The organism is Amycolatopsis sp. NPDC049868 (assembly GCF_044461365.1).
GTDB lineage: Bacteria > Actinomycetota > Actinomycetes > Mycobacteriales > Pseudonocardiaceae > Amycolatopsis.
In genome coordinates, this window is the sequence record NZ_JBITKV010000023.1 from 87,232 (window position 1) to 109,774 (window position 22,543).

At 68.6% G+C, this 22,543-nt stretch carries 24 protein-coding genes; 19 read left to right on the forward strand and 5 right to left on the reverse strand.

What is annotated here, in order from left to right; translation table 11 throughout:
• Positions 1-261: 261 nt before the first annotated feature.
• The 4 genes from ACIBTM_RS45315 (at position 262) to ACIBTM_RS45330 (ending at position 3,803) form a co-directional block, all read left to right on the forward strand.
• Positions 262-816, forward strand: a complete 555-nt coding sequence (locus ACIBTM_RS45315) for a hypothetical protein (protein WP_395883298.1) — start codon at positions 262-264, stop codon at positions 814-816.
• 121 nt (positions 817-937) lie between these two features.
• A complete protein-coding gene (locus tag ACIBTM_RS45320) occupies positions 938-1,687 on the forward strand; it encodes a formylglycine-generating enzyme family protein (RefSeq protein ID WP_395883314.1) in 750 nt (249 codons plus the stop codon).
• Complete coding sequence (locus ACIBTM_RS45325; protein WP_395883299.1) at positions 1,684-2,319, forward strand: molybdopterin-dependent oxidoreductase; 636 nt, start codon at positions 1,684-1,686, stop codon at positions 2,317-2,319. Before ACIBTM_RS45320 ends, ACIBTM_RS45325 begins: the two co-directional genes overlap by 4 nt.
• A gap of 38 nt (positions 2,320-2,357) precedes the next feature.
• Positions 2,358-3,803 carry a class II 3-deoxy-7-phosphoheptulonate synthase gene (locus tag ACIBTM_RS45330; protein WP_395883300.1) on the forward strand — a complete coding sequence of 482 codons (1,446 nt, stop codon included), beginning with the start codon at positions 2,358-2,360 and terminating at the stop codon, positions 3,801-3,803.
• Positions 3,804-3,806: 3 nt separating this feature from the next.
• On the opposite strand, the gene ACIBTM_RS45335 is transcribed toward ACIBTM_RS45330, so the two are convergent.
• The 3 genes from ACIBTM_RS45335 to ACIBTM_RS45345 all read right to left on the reverse strand — a co-directional run bounded on the left by ACIBTM_RS45335 (position 3,807) and on the right by ACIBTM_RS45345 (position 6,698).
• Positions 3,807-4,643: a TrmB family transcriptional regulator gene (locus tag ACIBTM_RS45335; RefSeq protein ID WP_395883301.1), complete on the reverse strand. Its 837-nt coding sequence runs from the start codon at positions 4,641-4,643 to the stop codon at positions 3,807-3,809.
• 379 nt (positions 4,644-5,022) lie between these two features.
• Positions 5,023-6,090: a P1 family peptidase gene (locus ACIBTM_RS45340; protein ID WP_395883302.1), complete on the reverse strand. Its 1,068-nt coding sequence runs from the start codon at positions 6,088-6,090 to the stop codon at positions 5,023-5,025.
• Complete coding sequence (locus ACIBTM_RS45345; protein WP_395883303.1) at positions 6,087-6,698, reverse strand: TetR/AcrR family transcriptional regulator; 612 nt, start codon at positions 6,696-6,698, stop codon at positions 6,087-6,089. The genes ACIBTM_RS45340 and ACIBTM_RS45345 overlap by 4 nt, the downstream gene beginning before the upstream one ends.
• A gap of 142 nt (positions 6,699-6,840) precedes the next feature.
• On the opposite strand from ACIBTM_RS45345, the gene ACIBTM_RS45350 reads away from it, so the two are divergent.
• A complete protein-coding gene (locus ACIBTM_RS45350; RefSeq protein WP_395883304.1) occupies positions 6,841-8,217 on the forward strand; it encodes an APC family permease in 1,377 nt (458 codons plus the stop codon).
• Here ACIBTM_RS45350 and ACIBTM_RS45355 read toward each other — a convergent pair whose 3' ends face one another.
• Entirely contained in the window at positions 8,218-8,784 is a 567-nt protein-coding gene (locus tag ACIBTM_RS45355) for a helix-turn-helix domain-containing protein (protein WP_034308044.1), read from the reverse strand.
• Positions 8,785-8,852: 68 nt separating this feature from the next.
• On the opposite strand from ACIBTM_RS45355, the gene ACIBTM_RS45360 reads away from it, so the two are divergent.
• From ACIBTM_RS45360 to ACIBTM_RS45380, 5 genes are all read left to right on the forward strand, one after another.
• Complete coding sequence (locus ACIBTM_RS45360) at positions 8,853-9,566, forward strand: AzlC family ABC transporter permease (RefSeq protein ID WP_395883305.1); 714 nt, start codon at positions 8,853-8,855, stop codon at positions 9,564-9,566.
• Positions 9,566-9,886, forward strand: a complete 321-nt coding sequence (locus ACIBTM_RS45365) for an AzlD domain-containing protein (RefSeq protein ID WP_007034928.1) — start codon at positions 9,566-9,568, stop codon at positions 9,884-9,886. Before ACIBTM_RS45360 ends, ACIBTM_RS45365 begins: the two co-directional genes overlap by 1 nt.
• A 53-nt stretch (positions 9,887-9,939) precedes the next feature.
• Entirely contained in the window at positions 9,940-10,569 is a 630-nt protein-coding gene (pdxT, locus tag ACIBTM_RS45370) for a pyridoxal 5'-phosphate synthase glutaminase subunit PdxT (RefSeq protein ID WP_038512501.1), read from the forward strand.
• A gap of 51 nt (positions 10,570-10,620) precedes the next feature.
• Positions 10,621-11,370 (forward strand): YebC/PmpR family DNA-binding transcriptional regulator, encoded by a 750-nt coding sequence (locus ACIBTM_RS45375; RefSeq protein WP_016334762.1) that lies wholly within the window; start codon positions 10,621-10,623, stop codon positions 11,368-11,370.
• A 67-nt stretch (positions 11,371-11,437) separates the two neighbouring features.
• Positions 11,438-11,968 (forward strand): DUF4262 domain-containing protein, encoded by a 531-nt coding sequence (locus tag ACIBTM_RS45380; RefSeq protein WP_378369108.1) that lies wholly within the window; start codon positions 11,438-11,440, stop codon positions 11,966-11,968.
• A gap of 82 nt (positions 11,969-12,050) precedes the next feature.
• Here the strand turns inward: ACIBTM_RS45380 and ACIBTM_RS45385 are convergent, their stop codons facing one another.
• Complete coding sequence (locus tag ACIBTM_RS45385) at positions 12,051-12,497, reverse strand: cupin domain-containing protein (RefSeq protein ID WP_395883306.1); 447 nt, start codon at positions 12,495-12,497, stop codon at positions 12,051-12,053.
• 76 nt (positions 12,498-12,573) lie between these two features.
• Between ACIBTM_RS45385 and ruvC the strand changes: the two genes are divergently transcribed.
• The 9 genes from ruvC (at position 12,574) to ACIBTM_RS45430 (ending at position 22,336) form a co-directional block, all read left to right on the forward strand.
• Positions 12,574-13,158 carry a crossover junction endodeoxyribonuclease RuvC gene (ruvC, locus tag ACIBTM_RS45390; RefSeq protein WP_395883307.1) on the forward strand — a complete coding sequence of 195 codons (585 nt, stop codon included), beginning with the start codon at positions 12,574-12,576 and terminating at the stop codon, positions 13,156-13,158.
• On the forward strand, positions 13,155-13,754 hold the full coding sequence (ruvA, locus tag ACIBTM_RS45395; RefSeq protein WP_378369106.1) for a Holliday junction branch migration protein RuvA: 600 nt from the start codon (positions 13,155-13,157) through the stop codon (positions 13,752-13,754). Before ruvC ends, ruvA begins: the two co-directional genes overlap by 4 nt.
• An 8-nt stretch (positions 13,755-13,762) precedes the next feature.
• Positions 13,763-14,836 (forward strand): Holliday junction branch migration DNA helicase RuvB, encoded by a 1,074-nt coding sequence (ruvB, locus tag ACIBTM_RS45400; protein WP_395883308.1) that lies wholly within the window; start codon positions 13,763-13,765, stop codon positions 14,834-14,836.
• A 145-nt stretch (positions 14,837-14,981) separates the two neighbouring features.
• Positions 14,982-15,389, forward strand: coding sequence for a preprotein translocase subunit YajC (gene yajC / locus ACIBTM_RS45405; protein WP_395883309.1), 408 nt, complete (start codon positions 14,982-14,984; stop codon positions 15,387-15,389).
• Positions 15,390-15,596: 207 nt separating this feature from the next.
• On the forward strand, positions 15,597-17,291 hold the full coding sequence (gene secD / locus ACIBTM_RS45410; protein WP_395883310.1) for a protein translocase subunit SecD: 1,695 nt from the start codon (positions 15,597-15,599) through the stop codon (positions 17,289-17,291).
• Positions 17,288-18,490, forward strand: coding sequence for a protein translocase subunit SecF (gene secF, locus ACIBTM_RS45415; protein WP_395883311.1), 1,203 nt, complete (start codon positions 17,288-17,290; stop codon positions 18,488-18,490). The genes secD and secF overlap by 4 nt, the downstream gene beginning before the upstream one ends.
• A gap of 108 nt (positions 18,491-18,598) precedes the next feature.
• A complete protein-coding gene (locus ACIBTM_RS45420) occupies positions 18,599-19,117 on the forward strand; it encodes an adenine phosphoribosyltransferase (protein ID WP_395883312.1) in 519 nt (172 codons plus the stop codon).
• 78 nt (positions 19,118-19,195) lie between these two features.
• Positions 19,196-21,526: a bifunctional (p)ppGpp synthetase/guanosine-3',5'-bis(diphosphate) 3'-pyrophosphohydrolase gene (locus tag ACIBTM_RS45425; protein WP_016334752.1), complete on the forward strand. Its 2,331-nt coding sequence runs from the start codon at positions 19,196-19,198 to the stop codon at positions 21,524-21,526.
• Positions 21,527-21,556: 30 nt separating this feature from the next.
• Positions 21,557-22,336: an enoyl-CoA hydratase/isomerase family protein gene (locus ACIBTM_RS45430; protein ID WP_037338920.1), complete on the forward strand. Its 780-nt coding sequence runs from the start codon at positions 21,557-21,559 to the stop codon at positions 22,334-22,336.
• Positions 22,337-22,543 lie beyond the last annotated feature (207 nt).

The following is a 22,543-nucleotide window of genomic DNA, read 5'->3' on the forward strand; positions in this document are numbered from 1 at the left end:
CGGCAATGCCACGCTGATTCGAAGTTGTAGCCCATTTTCGACGCTGGGTCAAAGGCGTTGACTTCCGGATCATCACTGCTAGCATCGGTCGCAGTAACCATGAGGGTGGTTACTGATCTTGGTCCGGGCGAGCCGGGCCGTTTGGGGGTGTTTGGCATGGGGAGCCGGCATGAGCGTGTCCAGGATCGGCCCGGGCCTGGGGCAGCCGGGAAGTCCGTTCGGGAACTGGTCGTCCGTTCCTCGGAAGTACGACTCGGTGACGTGATCGCGACGCTGGGCCCGGCGGGGACCAGTAGCGAGGCCGCGGGCTGGCATTTGGCAGGCCGTCTCGGCATCGCCCAAGACGGGGGAGCTGTCGAACTCTTCCCCTCCTACGAAGAAGCCTGTGCCGCGGTGAAGGACGGGCGGGCGAGCAGGCTGCTCGTCGCCAACGCGTACCAGGGCATCAGCGAGTTCTACATGGATCGGGTGCTGGGTCTCGAGCGGGCGTTCGTCTTCGACACGCCGTTGTACGGACTGGCTTCGCGGCAGGATCGCCCATTGCCCTTGACCTGCGATATCAGTACCCATCCAGCGCCACTCGCGCTGATCGGGCAGTTGCTCCCGCCCGGCTACGGGGTAGCCGAAGTGGACTACGCGTTGTCGACCAGCGCGGCCGCCGAACGCGCCGCGAACGGTGAAGTGGACCTCGCCCTGACCACGAGGCCTGCCGCGCAGCGGCACGGACTCCGGTTCATCTCGCCGACCCGGCCCATTCGAATGCTGTGGTCGGTCTTCGCCAGGCTGCCTCTCGGTGATCGGGTTTCGCCGAACTAGGCAGAACAAACACACAATAGGCATACTTGAGCACATCTCTCGCCGTTTGAATTGGCGACTTGTGCTCGTATGCCCATTTTGACGATTCCTTCGTCCAAGGAGATTACTTGTGGGCAATTTGATGCTGGAATCCGTTCAGCTCATTCACGGTGGGCGGTTCAGACGAGGGTCTTCGCTCTCGCCTGACGAGCAGCCGGTCACCGAGATCGAACTTGGCCCGTTCTACCTCGACACTTATCCGGTGGTTAACCGACAATTCGCCGAATTCATCGAGGACGACGGGTACCGGCGGGCACAGCTGTGGACGCCCGCGGGGTGGTCGTGGCTGGAGTCGACCGGGGTGACCCGGCCGAACTACTGGGACGATCCGCTCTGGTCGGCACCCGAGGTACCGGTCACCGGGGTGAGCTGGTGGGAGGCACTGGCGTACGCCCGCTGGTCGGGCAAGACACTGCCCACCGAAGCCCAGTGGGAGTACGCCTGCAAGGGCACGTCGGGCAACACCTTCCCGTGGGGTGAGGACGAACCGGACCTGACGCTGGCGAACTTCGCGCCCGAGTGCGACCCGGTGGAACGCCGGCCGACACGTCCCGACCACTTTCCGCGTAACGTCTCCGAGTTCGGTTGCCACGACATGGCGGGAAACTTCGCCGAATGGTGCCTGGACAACTACGCGGTGGAGTACCGCACCTCAGGGAAGGATCCGTTGTACCGCACAGCGGAGGAGGATGACCACGTGGCACGGGGCGGTTGCGGGCTCCACGACGCCGACTACCTCCGCGGTTCGGCGCGCGACCACTACCACCCGGGGCTCCGGGACAACCTGATCGGCTTCCGTTGTGCCCGCCCCGCGGACGGAGCGGACTCGTGAACGCGCCCGCCCCCGCCAAGCGCGGGCGTAAGCCCAACTCGCTCCGCTACTACCAGGACGGCCCACCGGAGCGGGTCGACCTGGACGTCTGGCGACTGGAGATCGCCGATCCCGGCGGAGTGCTGGGGCTGCTCACCCACGGCGATCTCCAGACGGTGGCGCGAGTGGAGGAATCCCGCCGATACGTCTGTGTGTGCAACTGGAGCGTGCGTGAGGATTGGGGTGGCGTCCTGCTCGAAGACGTGCTGCGGCTGGTGGGCTGGCAAGGCACAGGCGAGGGCCTCTACCTCAGGCAGCGGAGCATCGGCACGCCGGAGAAGGGCGTGTACGAATCGACCATCCCGCTCGGTGACGCGATCGCCAGGCGCGCGCTGCTGATCGACCGCGTCAATGGAGGAGAGCTGCCCCTCGAACGCGGCTACCCGTTACGGCTCATCGATTTCGGCCTCTACGGGTACAAGAGCGTCAAGGGACTGAGCAGGCTCGAGATCACCACCGCGTTCGAGTTCGGCGAATGGGAACGGAAAGCGGGCTACGAGCTGGACGGGCAGATCCGGCCCAAGCGGTACCGCTTCTGCGATCTCGGCAAGCATCACTTCATCGACCGGCCCGGCGAAGTGACCGAGCTGTGAGCAGGACACCGGTTACCGGAGTCGCGAACGGAGAGACCATGGCCGAAGGCGCGGGTGTCGTGCTCGCCGAGCGTGACGGGGAATACCCGTGGACCGACTGGACCGCCACAGCCTGGTTCGAGGCCGATGGCGCGGCCGCCCCGTCGCCCGCCGGGCCGCGCGCCCGGCTGGAGGAGGCGTGTTCGCGGCCGGCAGCGCAGCAGCCGAGCTGGGCGGACGAACCGGCGCGGCGCCAAGTGTGCGGGGTGCTGGAGAGCGTGCCGCCCATCGTGGTCCGGCCGGAGGTCGACCGGCTCCGGAGCAGGCTGTCCGAGGTCGCGCGCGGCCGGGCGTTCCTGTTGCAGGGCGGTGACTGCGCGGAGACCTTCGCCACCAACACCGAGTCCCATATCCGGGCCAACATGCGGCTCCTGCTGCAGATGGCGGTGGTGCTCACCCACGGCGCGAGCGTGCCAGTGGTGAAGGTCGGCCGCATGGCCGGGCAGTACGGCAAACCGCGCTCGAAGGACACCGACGGGCAGGGCCTGCCGGTGTACCGCGGTGACATCGTGAACTCCGCGGTCGCCTCGGCGTCGCTGCGGGTGGCCGATCCCCGGCGGATGCTAGGGGCTTACGCGAACTCGGTGACCACGATGAACCTGGTGCGCGGGCTCGCCGGTGGCGGGCTCGCCGACCTGCACGGGGTGCACCGCTGGACGATGAACTTCGTGCGCGGATCGGCGGCGGGTGAGCGATTCGAAGCGCTGGCCGCCGAGATCCAGCGCAGCCTGCTGTTCATGGATTCCTGCGGCGTGACAGCCACCGCGTTGAACACCACGGAGATCTTCGCCAGCCACGAGGCGCTGGTGCTGGACTACGAGCGATCACTGGTCCGGTGGGAGCCGGGCGAGGGTCCGGCCCCGCGGCTGTACGACTTGTCCGGGCACTTCCTGTGGATCGGCGAACGCACCCGGCAGCTGGACGGTGCTCATCTCGCGTTCGCGGAACTGCTCGCGAATCCGGTCGGGGTGAAGCTCGGTCCGGAGGCCACGGCGCGGCAAGCCGTCGAGTACGCCCGCCGGCTGGATCCGCACCGCGAGCCCGGCAAGCTCACCTTCATCACCCGGATGGGCAACGACCGGGTGCGGACCGTGTTGCCCGCGATCGTCGAGGCGGTCACGGCCGCAGGGCACGAGGTGATCTGGCAATGCGACCCCATGCACGGCAACACGCACGAAGCGAGCACCGGGTACAAGACCCGGCACTTCGACCGCATCGTGGACGAGGTCCAGGGCTTCTTCGAGGTGCACGGGAAACTCGGCACCCACCCCGGCGGTGTTCACCTCGAACTGACAGGGGAGGACGTGACCGAATGCGTCGGCGGTGCGCAGAACATCTCCGACGCGGACCTGCCGACACGGTACGAGACCGCCTGCGACCCGCGGCTGAACACCGAGCAGTCGCTGGAGCTGGCCTTCCTGATCGCCGAGATGCTTCGCGGATGAACGCTATTCGCCGGGATCCTCGGGGCGTTGTTCACCCGCACCGAACTTCTCCCGGAGCACGCTCAGCCCCGGGCCGTAAGCGGCCTCCAGCACGTCGCCGTGCGACGAGAGCACTTCCAGCTTGTAGAGGTCGTGGCGGACCAGTTCGGTGACCGGGACCACCAGGCCCGGGTGGGTGGTCCAGGCCGCCCGGCTGAGCCCGGCACCGGACACGTTGCCCGCGATGACCTCCCGGTTGTCGATGCTGAGCACCAGCCAGCGTCCGCCGAGGCCCTTGGTGACCTCGTCGGTGAGAGGGTGGGGATAGACCCTGGCGAAGGGGTATTCGGGGTCACCGTAGGCGACCGCGGTGACCTCCACGCCGCGGCCGACCGCGGCCTTGAGGTCCCGCCGCAGCTCCCCGGCGTCCGTGGCCCAGATCTCCAGCAGGATCTGGTGCGCCGCGCCCTGGATGAGCTGGCGGGCGCGGGCGATGATCTCCTCGCGTCCCTGGATGTCCCAGATCACCGCGTTGGTGTCCTGCTGCTCGGCGTAGTCGGTCATCGCGGCCTCGGCGAGGTCGAGGCCGGCCAGCATCTCCTCGCGCGCCCGGGCGACAAGTTCCTTCGGTGGTACCGGGCCGTACTGCCTGGGCTCGCCATGAGTGACGTGCACAGCGCCCTTGTGCTCCAGTGAGTCGAGCACTTCGTACACCTTCGCTCGTGGCACCCCCGACCGCTTTGCGACGCCGTAGCCGGACGAAGGTGACTCCTCCAGCAAGGCGAGATAGGCGCGGGACTCCCACTCGGTCAGGCCGAGCACTTTCATCTGCGCCGCGGTCGGGATCATGTTCTTCTTCACGGGGAGCAGAATTGCGCCGGTTGGGTGACCCTGTCAATTCGGTGGCCCGCTGGGCTCCGGCAGCCCGGTCGCACGCTCGCCACACCCGCCGGCGCGGGCGACCGGTTGGTCGCCGACCTCTGTTCGCCGGGCGCCCGCGGGGCATGCCCGAGCTCCACCGCCCTTCCGGGCGCGGCGGATGACCTGCGGCTCCAAGCGGATCGGCCGTGGTCCCTTTCGGACTGCTCAGGCGCCGGGCGGCCGAGCACTGGACCTTGATTCCGGCGTGCGAAGGGCACGCCGGAATCAAGGAAGACAAATGCGCACTCTTCGGCCGCCCTGAAGCCGGCCGGGGTCGACGCGGCGAAGCTCGCTCTCGGATGGTTCAGGAATGTGCTGATCAGGACCTGGACCAGCGCCCGGTCGGCAGCGCGGGAACGCGGTGCCCCCGGTGACCGGTCATCTCCTCGTTCGAGAACAGCGCGTTGAGCACCGCCTCCTCGGTCGCCTGCACGACGGCCTCGAAGAAGGGATCGAGCCTGCCCCACGGGATGAACCGCAGGCTTTCGTACTCGGCCTCCTCCGTCCGCGGGAACCGGCTGGTGAGCGCCCCCGGATTCGCCGTGCTGAACGCCAGGAAGAGATCGCCGGAGAAATGTGAACCCGCGGTGCCGGTGCGGGCGAGGCCGAGCGGGACACGGCGGGCGAGCGATGTGCACTGGCCGGGCAGCAGGGGAGCGTCGGTGCCGACGATCACGATCACCGAGCCGGCACCGGACGGCGCCGCCCAGGCCTCCTCCATCGGGTTGTCCGCGCTCAGTTCGAGTCCGACCGGAGAGCCCGCGACGGTGAGTTCGCGACGTGAGCCGAAGTTGGCCTGTACCAACGCTCCCACGGTGTACTCGTCGTCCCCATAGGACACGACACGGGAGGCCGTGCCGGTGCCGCCCTTGAAGCCGTAACAGGTCATCCCGGTGCCGCCGCCGACGGAGCCTTCGCTGACCGGGCCCGTCCGCGCGGCATCGATCGCGGCGACGGCGTGTCCACTGTGGATGGTCGGTGCGGTGCTGTCGTTCAGGTAGCCGTCCCAGGTCTCGGCGACCACCGGCAACAGCCATTCCGCGGCCACGTCGGGCCGCTCGCGCACGACCCAGTCGATCGTGCCGCGGTGGCACGCGCCGACGGCGTGCGTGGAGGTGATCAGCACCGGCAGGGTCAGCGAACCGGTCTCGGCCAGCCAGGCGGTGCCGGTCATCTCGCCGTTGCCGTTGAGGGCGTACGTCCCGGCCGCGCACGGCACGGCGAAGTCCTCGCGTCCGCGAGGCAGGACGGCGGTGACGCCGGTGCGCACCGACTCGCCCTCGACGAGGGTCGTGAAACCGATCTCGACGCCGGGGACGTCGGTGAGCGCGTTGTGCTCGCCGGTCCGGCCGGGCAGCGGGACACCCAGGTCGCGGGCGCGGGTCATGGACGGTCCTCCAAGGGGTTCGAGGTGGCAGTGCGGGCGTAGGAGAGCAACATCGCTTCGGCGGTCGCGGTCTCCAGCGTCGGCACGGCCTGGGTGAGGTGCAGCCCGTAGCCGTCTTCCAGTGCGACGAGGTTCCGCGCGATCGACACGGCGTCGGCGGTCAGGGTGAACTCGCCGGTGGCCGCCCCCGCCTCGAGGATTCCGGTGTAGATCCGGACCTGCTGCTCGTAGAGTGTGATGTGCCGGGCGGCGTACACGGGATCACGGCGGGCGATCGTGCCGAGTTCGTAGAGCAGCACGCAGAGTTCGTCGCCGGAGCCGGTCGGCAGGCCGCTGCGGATCATCGCCCGCAGCCGGTCGGACGGCTTCGTCGTCGCGCTCGCGGCCTGCTCTCTCGCCGAGCAGAATCGCGCCACCGCCTCGCGCTGCACCTCCTGGAGCAGCTCGGCGAGGGTGGGGAAGTAGTACAGGACCGAACCCGGCGACAGGCCCGCGCCCTCGGCGACGTCCCTCAGCCGCAGGTTCAGCACGCCGCGGTCGAGGACGGCCTGTCTGGCCACCTCGATCAGTTCGGCCCGTCGCTCCGGTGCCTTGCTCGGTCTCGCCACGCCCTCATTCTTCGAATCTTGTTCGAAAAACGCAAGAGCTGGGCGCGACCAGCTCTTGACGTCACACCGTGGAGGGCCTTTGATGCGTGCTCAACAGTTATTCGAAGGAGATTCAAGGAACTCACCTTGTAGGAGGTCGGCCGTGTCCACTCCCGCCCTGCGCCGCGGTCTGCGCACCCTTGGCACGCTGCTCATCACGCTCTCCGCGATCAGTCCCGCCTCGTCGGTCTTCATCATCGCGCCGGGGGTGATCTCCGGCGCCGGGACGGGCGCCTTCTACAGCTTCGTGGCCGCCGCGGTCGTCGGTGTGTTCATGGCCTTCGTCTACGCCGAACTCGCTTCGGCCTTCCCGCTGGCGGGTGGCGAGTACGCGATCGTCACCCGCACGCTCGGTCGCTTGCCCGGCTTCGCGGTACTCGGCCTCATGATCATCACGCAGGTGCTCATCGTCGCGGTGATCGCACTCGGCGTCGGCACCTACCTCGGAGTGCTCCTGCCCGGCGTGCCCGGTTCGGTGATCGCCGCCGTGACCTGCGCGGTCGCGGCCGTCGTCGGGGTGTTCGACATCAAGCTCAACGCCTTGGTCACCGGGATCTTCCTGGCGATCGAGATCCTCGCGCTGATCGTGGTCAGCGCGCTCGGGCTGCTGAACCCGGCGCGGTCGTTCACCGAGCTGCTGGCTCATCCGGTCGCCTCGGACGGCGGGCCGGCCACGGTCGGCGCCATCGCGATCGCCACGTCGGTCGCGATCTTCGCCTACAACGGCTACGGCTCGGCGGTGTACTTCGGCGAAGAGACGCAGGACGCTTCCCGCGGCATCGCCCGCGCCATCCTGATGGCCCTCGGCATCACGGTGCTCGCCGAGCTGATCCCGGTGACCGCGGTCCTGCTCGGCGCGCCCGACCTGAACGCGTTGTTCGCCTCGGAGAACATGCTGTCCTACTTCATCGGCTCGCGCGGCGGCGGCACCCTCGACACCGTGATCGGGCTGGCGGTCGCGCTCGCGATCATCAACGCCGTGCTGGCGATCGTGCTGATCAGCTCTCGGATGCTGTTCAGCAGCGGCCGCGACCGCGCCTGGCCGTCGCCGGTCAACCGGGCGCTCGCCGCGGTGCACCCGAAGTTCGGGACGCCGTGGGTCGCCACCGTCGGCACCGGCCTGGTGGCCGCGCTGCTCTGCTTCGTCGACCCGAAACTGCTGCTGGTGGTGACGAGCACGTCGATCGTGGCGGTCTACGCGGCGCTCTGCGTCGGGGCGATCGTCGGAAGGCGCACCGGCGCCACCGCGCACGCGAAGTACCGGATGCCGTGGTTCCCGGTCGCGCCGGTGCTGGCGCTGGGCGTCCTGGTGTTCGTGGTCTACCAGAACGTGCTCGACCCGGCGGTGGGACGGCCGAGCCTGATCGTCACCGCCTGCGTCGCCCTGCTGTCGATCGCGTACTACGTCCTGGTGCTGCGGCGGAAGGGTGGCTGGAAGCTCGCCGACGTCACCGACGAGAAGGCGGAGGAACCGGCCTGATCAGGTGTACTCGGCGATCTCCACGCCGTAGGTGCCCGGTTCGAGCGCCTCGAAGATGTGCGGCACGTCGCCGGGGTAGCAGATGTAGTCGCCGGGCAGCAGTTCGACCGGCTCGTCCAGCGGCCCGACCTTGGCACGGCCCGCGCTGAGGACGATGTGCTCCACGATGCCGCTCATATGCGGATCCGAAAGCCGCGGTTTCCCGGGTTCGGCGCGAATCAGGTACACGTCGCGCCGGGCGCCGGGAGGGCAGGAACTGAGCAGCGTGCAGGCGTAGTCGGCGTGTTCGGCGAACACCGTCGGGCCGCTGCCCGAGCGGATGACCTGCACGCGGGGGCGTTCCGGCTCGACCACTCGCGAGAACGGGACGTCGAGCGCGACGCACAACGCCCAGATCGTCTCGACGCTCGGATTCCCGGTCCCGGACTCCAGCTGCGAGAGCGTGGATTTCGCGATGCCCGCGCGTTTGGCGACTTCGGTGAGCGACAGCCCGGTGCGGGCGCGTTCCCGGCGCAGGGACATGGCGATGACGTCCAGTGGGGCACCGTCGGACGCGGTCGGGGACATGCGTTCGCTCCATCGGTCGTTGCGTTCGCCTTGACGAACACGGCTGCGTTCGTTCATTGTATGACGCTATGCGTTCGATATGGCGAACAACCACTCGTGTCCTGGGGCGCGATCTTCTCCGTGACATCGGGCTGGTCTGCCTCGCCGACACCATTGTCGGCATCTCCTACGGCGCCATCGCGGTGGGCTCCGGCTTCCCGATCTGGGCGCCGATGCTCCTTTCCGTGCTGGTCTTCGCCGGTGCCTCACAGTTCATGTTCGTCGGCATCATCGCCGCGGGCGGCAGTCCGGTCGCGGCCGTCGCGGCGGGTCTGCTGGCCAACGCGCGGCACCTGCCCTTCGGCTTCGCGATCGGCGACGTCCTCGGGAAGCGGTGGTCGTCGAGGGTGGTCGGCAGCCATCTGATGATCGACGAATCGGTCGCGTTCGCGCTGGCCCAGCGCGACGAGCACCGGCGCAAGGCGGCGTACTGGGTGTGCGGGATCGGGCTGTTCGTCTGCTGGAACATCGGCGTCCTCGCCGGGGCCTACGCCGGGACGGCGATCAGCGACACCGACGCGTTCGGGCTCGACGCGGCGTTCCCGGCGGTCCTGCTCGCGCTGGTTCTGCCGTCGCTGCGTGACCGCGCCGCCCGGCTGCCGGTGCTCGTCGGCGTGGCCGTCGCGCTGGCCACGACGCCGTTCCTGCCCGCCGGGCTGCCGGTGCTGCTCGCGCTGGTCGGCGTGCTGGCCGGGGTGGCGGCCAAGGAACCCGCCGAACGCGAACCCGAGGGAGTGCACTGATGGATCCGCTGGAACTGATCATCGCCGGCGGTGTGCTCGCCGCCGGGACCTTCGCCTTCCGGTTCGCCGGACCGGTGCTGAAGGCGCGGTTCACCGTTTCGCCCAAGGCCGAGAAACTGATGGCGCGCTCGGCCGTCGTCCTGCTGGCCGCCCTGGTGGCGGTCGCCGCGCTCACCGAGGGGCACGAGTTCGCCGGCTACGCCCGGCCCGCCGGAGTGCTGGTCGGCGGCGTGCTCGCCTGGCGCAAGGCGCCGTTCGCGCTGGTCGTCGTCGCGGCCGCCGCGACCGCCGCCCTGCTGCGGCTGGCCGGGGTCCCCTGACCTGGCCCTTCCCCGAGGCGCCTAAGCTAAGGGGAAGTCTTTCGGGAGGTCGGGTGGCGATCGCGACGGGGGCACGGCCGGTGGTCGGCGTGCTCGCACTGCAGGGCGACGTGCGGGAGCACGCCGCGATGGTGGAACGCGCCGGCGCGCGTGCGCTGCCGGTCCGCCGCGCGAGCGAACTGTCCGAAGTGGACGGTCTGGTGCTGCCGGGCGGCGAGTCGACCACCATGTCGAGGCTGCTGGAGACCTTCGAACTGCTGGAACCCCTGCGCGAGCGCATCGCGGACGGGATGCCCGCGTTCGGCTCCTGCGCCGGGATGATCCTGCTCGCTCGCCAGGCCCTCGACGGACGGCCTGACCAGCGGCAGCTCGGCGGGCTCGACGTCGTCGTCCGGCGCAACGCGTTCGGACGGCAGGTGGACTCCTTCGAAGCCGACCTCGACTTCACCGGCATCGAAGGCGGCCCGGTGCACGCGGTGTTCATCCGCGCCCCGTGGGTCGAAAAGGCGGGCGACGGGGTCGAGGTACTCGCCAGTGTCCCCGAAATGCCGGGCTCCGAGGACGCGGCCGCTAGGATCGTCGCGGTCCGGCAGGGGGCGGTACTCGCCACGTCGTTCCACCCCGAACTCACCGGGGACGAACGCGTGCACAGGCTGTTCGTCGACCTCGTGCGGCAGGCTTAAGCAAAACCGACACTGTGCTCAGCGGCGGGCACAGGAGTAGATGGAGGAGAGATGAGCGGCCACTCCAAGTGGGCCACCACGAAGCACAAGAAGGCCAACCTGGACGCGAAGCGCGGCAAGCTCTTCGCCCGGTTGATCAAGAACATCGAGGTGGCGGCCCGGACCGGCGGTGGCGACCCGGACGGCAACCCGACGCTCTACGACGCCATCCAGAAGGCCAAGAAGAACTCGGTCCCGCAGGACAACATCGAGCGCGCCCGCAAACGCGGCGCCGGTGAAGAGGCCGGTGGCGCCGACTGGCAGACCATCACCTACGAAGGCTACGGCCCGAACGGTGTGGCCGTGCTGATCGAATGCCTCACCGACAACAAGAACCGCGCCGCCATGGAGGTGCGGACCGCGCTCACGCGGAACAACGGCTCGCTCGCCGACCCGGGCTCGGTCGCCTACATGTTCAACCGCAAGGGCGTCGTGATCATGCCCAAGGGTGACGCCGGCGAGGACGACGTCCTCATGGCCGTACTCGACGCGGGCGCCGAAGAGGTCAACGACCTCGACGAGAACTTCGAGATCGTCTCCGAGGCCACCGACCTCGTCCCGGTCCGGAAAGCCTTGCAGGAAGCCGGTTTCGAGTACGAGTCCGCGGATCTCACGTTCCTGCCGTCGGTCAGCGTCCCGCTGGACGTCGAAGGCGCGAAGAAGGTCTTCAAGCTCATCGACGCGCTCGAGGATTGCGACGACGTACAGAACGTTTACGCGAACTTCGATGTGTCCGACGAGGTCATGGCCGAGGTCGGCTGATCGATTTTCCCGCCATGCCGCGGAAAATCGGTCCCGGGACTAGGTGCGGGCGCTCGCGTGGGGCACAATGTCGCGCGTGACGACCTCCGAAGCCGATGCCCTCACCGCCGAAGAAACCGAACTCATCCAGTGGATCGAGGCGCAGGCCAAGGCGAGAGGGAACGCGGTCATCGCGGTCGAAGGCGACGAGGAGGAAGCGGCTTTCTGCTTCACCGCCTGCGCCTGGGCGTTGCACAACGTCGCGGAAGCGGTCGTGATCGGACTGCCCGAGCACATGGGGCCGGTCCTTCTCGACGCCTACGTCGACCGGGCGGCCGCCGGCGAGATCTTCGAGGTCGGCAAGCGCTACGACGATTTCTTCGAGGGCGCGCCGGTGGTCTTCGAACGGGTCGCGAAGGGGCACTATCCCGAATACTTCGGGAGCGCGTTCCTGATCTACCCGGACGGGGACTTCCCGGCGCTGCAGTTGATCGTCGCCACGCCGGACGGGCACTTCCCGTGGCATCCGGACGCGCCCGAGGGCTTCGCGCGGTACCAACCGGTGCTGACCGAATCCGGTGACCCGGAGAGCTGGACACCGGGCGTCGACGGCCCCTGAGCCGCAACTGAGCGTGCTAGGAACGGTCCTTTCCTTGCAAATTTTGCAAGGAAAGGACCGTTCCTAGCGTTCGGGGGGCACCTCACGCCAGCCAGGGAGCCAGGTCCTCCGCCGCGTCCGGCCACTCGGCGGCCAGAGCCGCCGCCGACCGGAACTCCACGCTGTCGTCCGTATAAGGCGGCACGACCACGGTCCCGGCCAGGCTCCACTCACCGGTACTCACCGATGCCTGCCAGACCCCGGCCGGCACCACCACCTGCGGACGCTGACCGGCCGCGACGTCCGGCCCGAGCACCGGCCGCGAAATACGCCCGTCGGGGAACAGCAGCAGCATCCGCACCGGCGCGCCGGCATGGTGGGCGTAGATCTCCAGCCGGTCCAGCCGGTGCGGTGCCGAGGTTTCCGGCGGCACGAGCAGGTAGTAGATCGCGGACGCGGTTTCGTCGCGCCAGCTCTGCGCCCAGCGGCCACCCTCCACGGGCAACGGCTGAAGACCCAGATGGGCGGTGAAGTCGTCGGGACTCGGCATGTCCTCATCTTGCCCGGAGCCTGCTCCGGGTAGCCTCGGATCTCGAACTGATGTTCGCCGGAGCGGAGGAAAACGCGTGCGGGTACTCGGGGTCGACCCCGGTCTGACCAGGTGCGGGCTGGGAGTGGTCGACGGCGGCACGGGCCGCACCGTCCGCCCGGTGGCCGTCGACGTCGTGCGGACCCCGGCGGACGCCGATCTCGCCGTGCGGCTGCTGGGGATCTCCGACGCGGTCGAGCGATGGATGGATCGCTACAAACCCGAAGCCGTCGCCGTCGAACGGGTCTTCGCGCAGCACAACGTGCGCACCGCGATGGGCACCGCGCAGGCGGGCGGCGTCGTCGCGCTCGCCGCGGCCCGGCGGGGGCTGCCGGTCGTGTTCCACACCCCGAGTGAGGTCAAGGCCGCCGTCACGGGTTCCGGCCGCGCGGACAAGGCGCAGGTCACCGGTATGGTCATGCGGCTGCTCGGCCTCGAGGTCAAACCGCATCCGGCGGACGCCGCGGACGCGCTCGCGCTCGCCATCTGCCACCTGTGGCGCGAACCGATGCGGGTCCGGCTCGCCGAAGCCGAAGCCAGAGCGGCCGAGATCGCCAAGAACCACAAGGCCAGGCTCGCCGCCGCGGCCAGGCAAGCCAAAACGCAAGGAGCGGCTCGATGATCTCCTCGGTACGCGGTGAAATCCTCTCCATCGGTCTCGACCACGTGGTGATCGAGGTCGGGGGAGTGGGCTTCGCCGTGCAGGCCACCCCCGCCACCCTCGCGACGCTTCGCCGCGGCGAGCAGGCGATGCTGCACACCGCGCTCGTGGTCCGCGAGGATTCCTTGACGCTGTTCGGTTTCGCCGACGCGGATGCCCGCGAACTGTTCGGCCTGCTGCAGACGGTCTCCGGGATCGGGCCGCGGCTCGCGCTGGCGACCCTGGCCGTCCTCGATCCCGACAAGCTGCGGTCCGCGCTGGTCGAAGGCAACATCACCGTGCTCACCCAGGTACCCGGCATCGGCCGCAAGGGCGCCGAGCGGCTCACCCTCGAACTGCGCGACAAGGTCACCGCGCTCGCGGGCCCGACCGACGGTTCCCCGGCGGTCGTCGCGCCCGGCGCGCTGCGAGGCGAGGTCGTCGAGGCGCTCGCGGGCCTCGGCTTCCCGGCCAAGCAGGCCGAACAGGCCGTCGACAAGGTGCTCGGCGAGGGCGAGGGCCACACGACGTCCTCCGTGCTGCGCGCCGCGTTGGCCACCCTCGGGCGTAAGCGGTAACCGGCCACATGGACTATGAGGCCGTGACGGATTTCGAGACGGACGAGACGCTCTCGGCGTTGCCGCAGACCGGCGAACGCGAGGTCGAGACCACGCTGCGCCCGCGCAAACTCGACGAGTTCGTCGGTCAGCCACGGGTGCGCGAACAGCTCGAACTCGTACTGGAAAGCGCGCGGCGCCGGGGTGTCCCGCCGGATCACGTCCTGCTCTCCGGCCCGCCGGGACTGGGCAAGACGAGTATGGCGATGATCGTCGCCGCCGAACTCAACGCCGCCATCCGGATCACTTCCGGGCCGGCGCTGGAGCGCGCGGGCGACCTGGCCGCGATGCTGTCCAACCTGGCGCCCGGCGACGTCCTGTTCATCGACGAGATCCACCGCATCGCCCGCCCCGCCGAAGAGATGCTGTACCTCGCGATGGAGGATTTCCGCGTCGACGTCGTCGTCGGCAAGGGCCCCGGTGCCACCAGCATCCCGCTGGAGATCGCGCCGTTCACGCTGGTCGGGGCCACGACGCGGTCCGGTTCGCTGACCGGTCCGCTGCGCGATCGGTTCGGTTTCACCGGTCAGATGGAGTTCTACAGCGACGCCGAACTCGAACTCGTCGCCCGCCGCGCCGCCACGATCCTCGACATCGACATCGACCGGGACGGCTGTGCGGAGATCGCCCGCCGGTCACGGGGCACACCTCGGATCGCGAACCGGCTCCTGCGCCGCGTGCGCGACTACGCCGAGGTCCGGGCGGACGGCAAGGTCACGCGCAAGATCGCCCGTGCCGCGTTGGAGGTCTACGACGTCGACGAACTCGGCCTCGACCGGCTCGACCGCGCGGTGCTGACCGCGCTGGTGCGTTCCTTCGGCGGCGGCCCGGTCGGCGTGTCGACACTGGCCGTCGCGGTGGGGGAAGAACCGACCACCGTCGAAGAGGTGTGTGAGCCTTACCTTGTCCGCGCCGGTATGCTCGCCCGCACTCCTCGCGGCCGGGTCGCCACAGCGGCCGCGTGGGAACACCTCGGCCTGCCGGCCCCGGCCGGTGCCACGCGCGGCGATCAGGGCGGCCCGAACCTGTTCGACCAGGACTGACTGGACCGTTCACGCGGTTCGAGGCCCGTGGTGACGATGGGTGGTGGTGGAGTTTCCGCTGGCACCTGGCACACTCGGGGAGAGCACACCCCGCCAAACCGGACAAAACAGCGCACCGCGCGGCGTCCGCTCGAAATGGAGAATCATGAACCAGTTATTGCTGCCGCTGCTCCTGATGCTCGTTGTGGCGATTCCGCTCGTCATGGGCACCCGTAAGCAGAAGAAGGCGGCGGCGGCGCAGCAGGAGCTGCTCTCGAGCCTGGCTCCCGGTGACCGGGTGATGACCACCTCCGGTCTCTACGCGACTGTCGCCGACGCCTCCGCCGACACCACGATCGACCTCGAGATCGCTGAGGGCGTCGTGACCACCTGGCTGCGCCAGGCCGTCCGCGAGAAGGTCGAGCCGGTCGTCGAGACCGACGAAGACGCCACCGACGCCACCGACACCGACGAGGTCGTCGAGGCGCCGGTCGTCGAGTCGAAGGACGACGAGCGCGTCGAGGAGAAGTCGGGCGCGCAGATCGCTCCTCCGCTGGAGCACGGCAAGAAGTAGCGGTTGTAAGGCCATCCCCGACACCAGACTTTCGTAGGTGCGGGGCCAACGCCGGGCTCACGCAGCACCGAGTAGTGTCTCGGTGCTGCGTGCGTGTCCGTCGTCATAGTCGTGCGTGTTCGCGGTACCACCGGACTCCCGTCCGGTGAGTGAACAGCCAAGTCCATTGGGGAAAAAACCCAGTCCGTCCGAGGAGACCGAAGCACAGTGGCCGCACCGGCCGGGCATCTCCGCCCGGGACGCTATCTCGCCTTCTTCGCCCTGATCGTGGTGGCGCTGTACGCCCTGGTGTTCTTCACCGGTAGCGGCAAGCCGACGCCGAAGCTCGGCATCGATCTGCAAGGCGGCACGAGGGTCACCCTGTCCGCCCGAAACCCCGACGGCGGCGACCCTCCGCGAGAGTCCCTCGAACAGGCCCGCTCGATCATCGAGCGCCGGGTCAACGGTATCGGCGTCAGCGGCACCGAGGTCGTCCTCGACGGCAGCAACGTCGTCATCACCGTCCCCGGTGAGCAGGGCGACCAGGCCAAGACCCTGGGCAAGACCGCGAAGCTGGGCTTCCGGAAGGTCGTGACGTCGCAGCCGGTGACCCCGGTCCAGCAGCCGTCGGCCCCGCCCGCTTCCGGCACGCCGTCGTCGGCGCCGCCGTCCTCGCCGGGCGTGAGCGCCCCGCCGAGCAGCCCGGCCAACGGCGGTGGCGCCGCCGGCGCGCCGCAGCAGCAGCCCGGTGCGGACACCGACGAGCAGACCAAGAAGGAGATCGAGGAGGCCCGGAACCTCCGGCAGAACCCCGATCTGCTTTCGACGGACCAGGCGAAGCAGGCCGCGGCAGCCGAAAAGGCCTTCGCCGCCCTCAACTGCGACCCCAAGGTGTCGGACCCGCTGGTCGGCAACGACCTCACCGACAAGCCGCTGGTCGCCTGTGGTGACAAGAACACCGCGAAGTACCTGCTGGAGCCGGAATTCCTCCCCGGAACCGAGATCTCCGACGCTTCCTCGGGCTACGACACCCAGAACTCCCAGTGGGTCGTCAACCTGAACTTCAAGGGTGAGGGGTCCCGGATCTGGGGCGACTTCACCTCGAAGAACGTCCAGAAGCAGGCGGCGTTCGTCCTCGACACGCAGGTCGTCTCCGCGCCGACCATCCAGTCCGCGATCCTGGGCGGCCAGACCCAGATCACCGGCCGGTTCAGCCAGACCGAGGCCAAGGACCTGGCGGACGTGCTGAAGTACGGCTCGCTGCCGCTGTCGTTCGAGTCCTCGGACGCGACGACGGTGTCCGCGACGCTGGGTCTCGCGTCGCTGCAGGCAGGCTTGATCGCCGGTGGTCTCGGCCTCCTGATCGTGTTCATCTACTGCTTGTTCTATTACCGCTTGCTGGGTGTGCTGACGATCCTGTCGCTCGCCTTGTCGTTCTCGCTGGTCTACGCGGTGCTGGTGCTGCTGGGGCGGTGGATCGGGTACACCCTCGACCTCGCCGGCGTGGCGGGCCTGATCATCGCGATCGGTATCACCGCCGACTCGTTCGTCATCTACTTCGAACGGTTGAAGGACGAGATCCGGGAAGGCAGGACGTTCCGTTCCGCGGTGCCGCGAGGCTGGTCTCGTGCCCAGCGCACGATCCTGGCGTCGGACGCGGTCAGCTTCCTGGCCGCGGCGATCCTCTACTGGCTGGCGGTCGGTGAGGTCAAGGGCTTCGCGTTCACGCTCGGCATGTCGACGGTCCTCGACCTCGTCGTGGTCTACCTCGTGACCCACCCGTTGGTCGCGATGGTGTCGCGGTCGAAGTCGAAGTTCCTGTCCAACCCCAAGAATCTCGGCCTCGGCGCCGTGCAGCAGGTGGGCTCGGAGCGCAAGGCGGCCCGTCCGGCCGCCGGCCGCCCGAACGTCAAGGAGGCGTGACCGTGGTCGACGACAACACCACCACCGCGGGCAAGCGCGACAGCATCTTCCGCCGCCTCTACGTGGGCACGGGCGCGTTCGACGTGGTCGGCAAGCGCAAGCGCTGGTACCTCTTCTTCGGCGCGCTGGTGCTGGTCTGCATCGCGTCGATGGGGATCAAGGGCTTCAACTTCGGTATCGACTTCGAAGGCGGCACCCAGATCCAGCTGCCCGCGAACGGCAAGAACGGGCAGATCAGCGAGCAGCAGGCCAAGGACGTCTTCGCCGAGGCGCTCGGCCGTCCGGCCGACGAGGCCCAGAAGGTCGGCAGCGGCGCTTCGTCGACCATCCAGCTCCGTTCGGACACCCTGGACGCCGCCGAGGTCTCCAAGATCAAGGAAGCGCTGTTCCGCGACCTCGGCCCGATCGGGAGCAGCGGCCAGCCGAGTGTCCAGGCCATCAGTGACAGCGCGGTCAGCGCGTCCTGGGGCGGGGAGATCTCGCGGCAGGCGTTGATCGCGCTCGGGGTCTTCCTCCTGGCGGTCACGCTGTTCCTGGCGTTGTACTTCGACACCAGGATGGCCGCCGCGGCGCTGATCTCGCTCCTGCACGACATCGTGGTGACGGCGGGTGTGTACTCGCTGATCGGCTTCGAGGTCACGCCGGCGACGGTGATCGGTCTGCTGACAATCCTCGGGTTCTCGCTGTACGACACGGTGGTGGTGTTCGACAAGGTCCGCGAGAACACGCGTGGCCTGCTCGGGCTCACCCGCCGCACCTTCGGCGAGGCGGCCAACCTGGCGCTGAACCAGACGCTGATGCGGTCGTTCAACACGGCGCTGATCGCGATGCTGCCGATTCTCGGTCTGCTCGTGGTCGGGTACGTCCTGCTCGGCTCCGGCACGCTGCAGGACCTCGCGCTGGTGCAGCTCACCGGCACCTTGGTCGGTGTGCTGTCCTCGGTCGCGCTGGCCACCCCGCTGCTGGTGGATCTGAAGATGCGCGATCCGAAGTTCCGCCAGCAGGCCGACCGGGTGGCCGCGCGGCGCGCGAACCAGGCCCGCAAGGCCGCCGAGCGCGACGACGACTTCGACCCGAACGACGAGGACGCACTGGCCGCCGAGCTCCGCAAGGAGAAGGCGTACGCCGCGGCGGCGAGCGTGCCCGCGCGGAACCAGAAGGCCCACAAGGGCCGTCCGTCGGGCAAGCGCAAGAGGTAATCCCGGCCGTCAAACGCTAGGAAAGGTCCTTTCATTGCAAATTTCGCAATGAAAGGACCTTTCCTAGCGTTCGGGGGACCGGAAGCACGACTGGAGAGCAGGAAGTACATGGAGCTGGACAAGGCACTCGACCTCATCGCCGACGTACCGGACTTCCCGGAACCCGGCGTGCTGTTCCGGGACCTGAGTCCGCTGTTCGCCGACGCGGCGGGCTTCAAGGCCGTCACCGACGCGCTGGCCGCCACCGTCGACCCCGAGGTCGATCTGCTGGCCGGCGTGGAGGCGCGCGGGTTCCTGCTGGCCGCCGCCGTCGGTTACGCCCGTGGCCTCGGTGTCGCGTTGATCCGCAAGCCGGGCAAGCTGCCCCGCGTCGCGGGCAGGGTCGGGTACACGCTGGAATACGGCACCGCGACCGTCGAATTGCCCGAAGGTGTCGTCGAGCCCGGCCAGCGTGTCGCGATCCTCGACGACGTGCTCGCCACCGGTGGCACGGTCGCGGCCACCTGCAAACTGCTGGAAGACGCGAAGGCGCAGGTCACCGGGGTTTCGGTGGTCATGGAACTCGGCGCGCTCGGCGGTCGTTCCGTGCTTGAGGGGCGGCGTGTGGAGGCTCTCCGGGTGTGTTGACCGGGCGTACCAAGTGAGCCGCAAGGGGGAGCGGTTACCCTTGATGTCCGAAGGCCGCACGAAGCGCAGGAGGTGCGGGTGAGCCAAGAGCTCGATGCCGCGGTGTCCTCGAAGGACGGCACCGAGCAGAACGGTGCGGCGCGACAGGGGGCGGCGCCGACACCGTCCGCGACGCGCCGCGTGCGCGCCCGCCTCGCCCGCCGGATCACCGCGCAGCGCGCCGCGCCGGTCAAGCAGGTTCTCGAGCCGCTCGCTGTCATCCACCGCGAGCTGCATCCCAACGCGGACCTCGCGCAGCTCCAGCGCGCGTACGACGTCGCCGAGGAGCTGCACCGCGAACAGCGTCGCAAGTCCGGCGACCCGTACATCACGCATCCGCTCGCCGTCGCGACGATCCTCGCCGAACTCGGCATGGACACCACGACGCTGGTCGCGGCGCTGCTGCACGACACCGTCGAGGACACCGGCTACTCGCTGGAGAGCTTGAAGGCCGACTTCGGTGAGAAGGTCGGCGAGCTCGTCGACGGCGTCACCAAACTGGACAAGGTCAAACTCGGCACGGCCGCCGAGGCCGAGACCATCCGCAAGATGGTCATCGCGATGGCGCGCGACCCGCGCGTGCTGGTCATCAAGCTGGCCGACCGGCTGCACAACATGCGCACGATGCGCTTCCTGCCGCCGGAGAAGCAGGCCCGCAAGGCGCGCGAGACCCTGGAGGTCCTCGCCCCGCTGGCGCACCGGCTCGGCATGGCGACGGTCAAATGGGAGCTGGAGGACCTGGCGTTCGCCATCCTGCAGCCGAAGAAGTACGACGAGATCGTCCGCCTGGTCGCCGATCGCGCGCCTTCGCGCGACACGTACCTGCGGTCGGTGATCACGGATCTGACCAGTCACCTCGATGGCTCACGGATCACCGCCAAGGTCGAGGGCAGACCTAAGCACTACTACTCGATCCACCAGAAGATGATCGTCCGGGGCCGCGACCTCGACGACATCCACGACCTGGTGGGCGTGCGGATCCTGGTCGAGGACGTCCGCGACTGCTACGCCGCGATGGGTGTCGTCCACGCGCTGTGGCAGCCGGTCCCAGGCCGGTTCAAGGACTACATCGCGCAGCCTCGCTTCGGTGTGTACCAGTCGTTGCACACCACGGTGATCGGGCCGGACGGCAAACCGCTCGAGGTCCAGATCCGTACCTACGAGATGCACCGCACCGCCGAATACGGCATCGCCGCGCATTGGCGGTACAAGGAGACCAAGGGCACCCACAACGGGAACGCCATGGACGTCGACGAGATGGCGTGGATGCGCCAGCTCCTCGACTGGCAGCGGGAAGCGGCGGACCCGGGCGACTTCCTGGAGTCGCTGCGCTACGAGCTCGCCTCACGCGAGATCTTCGTGTTCACGCCCAAGGGCGACGTGATCACGCTGCCGGTCGATTCGACGCCGGTCGACTTCGCCTACGCCGTGCACACCGAGGTCGGCCACCGGTGCATCGGCGCCCGCGTCAACGGCAGGCTCGTCGCGCTCGAGCGCAAGCTGGAAAACGGCGAGGTCATCGAGATCTTCACCTCGAAGGCCGAGACGGCGGGGCCGAGCCGCGACTGGCTGCAGTTCGCCGGTTCGCCCAAGGCGCGCGCGAAGATCCGGCAGTGGTTCGCCAAGGAACGCCGTGACGAGGCGATCGAGGGCGGCAAGGAGGCCATTACCAAAGAGGTCCGCAAGGTCGGCCTCCCGATCCAGCGGCTGGTCTCCGCCGAGTCGATGGGCGCGGTCGCCACCGAGCTGCGGCACCCGGACATCAGCTCGCTGTACGCGGCCGTCGGCGAGGGGCACACCAGCGCGAAGCACGTCGTGCAGCGGTTGGTCGCGCTCATCGGCGGAGTCGACGAGGCGGAGGAGGAGCTCGCCGAGCGCGCGACGCCGTCCACCGTCACCCGCCGCCGCGGCTCGAACGACGTCGGCGTCGTGGTGAAGGGCGCCAGCGACATCTGGGCCAAGCTCGCCCGCTGCTGCACGCCGGTGCCGGGCGACGAGATCCTCGGTTTCGTCACGCGTGGCGGTGGCGTCAGCGTGCACCGGACCGACTGCACCAACGCCGACGATCTGCGGGCCCAGCCCGAGAGGCTGGTCGAGGTCGAATGGGCGCCGTCGGCGTCTTCGGTGTTCCTCGTCGCGATCCAGGTCGAGGCGCTGGACCGGCATCGTCTGCTCTCCGACGTCACCAAGGTGCTCGCGGACGAGAAGGTCAACATCCTGTCCGCGTCGGTGACGACGTCGCGCGACCGGGTCGCGGTCAGCCGGTTCTCCTTCGAGATGGGCGACCCGAAGCACCTCGGGCACGTGCTGAAGGTGGTCCGGGGTGTCGAGGGCGTTTACGACGTGTATCGGGTCACTTCGGCTTCGTAACCTCTGGTGGGTCCCGGATAAGGTCCGAGGATGACTGACGGGTTCGAATTCACTCGCGACGGCGAGGTCGCACGGCTGACGTTCACCAGGCCGGAGAAGATGAACGCGATCACCTACGGGATGTGGTCGGCGATTCCGGACGTGGTGGCGCGGGTGGAGGCGGACCCGGCGATCAAGGTCCTCGTGCTGACCGGCGCGGGCGCGCATTTCTCGGCGGGTGCGGATATCAGCGAGTTCCGGGACCTGCGGTCCACCGCCGACGCGGCCGAGACCTACGACAAGGCCGTCGACGGTGCCGTGGCGGCGCTGACGGCGTCGCGGAAGCCGACGGTCGCGATGATCCAGGGGAATTGCATCGGCGGCGGATGCCAGATCTCGGTCGCGTGCGACTTCCGCTTCGCGGCGGAGGGCTCGCGCTTCGGTATCACGCCGGCGAAGCTCGGGATCGTCTACCACTTCGACTCGACGCGGCAGCTCGTCTCACTGGTCGGCGCCGCGAACGCGAAGTACTTCCTGCTCTCGGGTGAGCTCGTCGACGCGCGGCGGGCACGGGAGATCGGGCTGCTCAACGACGTCTTCCCGGCCGACGAGCTGGAGGCCTCGACGGCGAAGTTCGTCGAGACGCTGGCTTCGCGTTCGCAGGCCTCGGTACGCGGGATGAACCGGATCATCGAAAAGATCGTGGCGGGACAACAGGAATCCGACGCCGAAGTGGACGAGATCCGGCTCGGTGCCCTGCACGGTGAGGACTATGCCGAAGGGGTGGCGGCGTTCTTGGCGCGGCGGCCGCCGAAGTTCACTTATCGCTGAGGTTCGCGCTTCGGCGGGCAGGGTGCTGTTCCATAAAGGACGCCTAGATGGGCAAATTGCCTGATTAATGCCTACTTGATCGGTTTGCTCAGTACATGAAGGCCCCCTTCCTCTTGGGTTCTAGTGGTGGTTGCAACACCTGAGTTGTTCAGGGGTTGTGTTGTTCGAAATCCGCAAGGATCGGTCGCCTCAGGGGCCGAGGAAGCT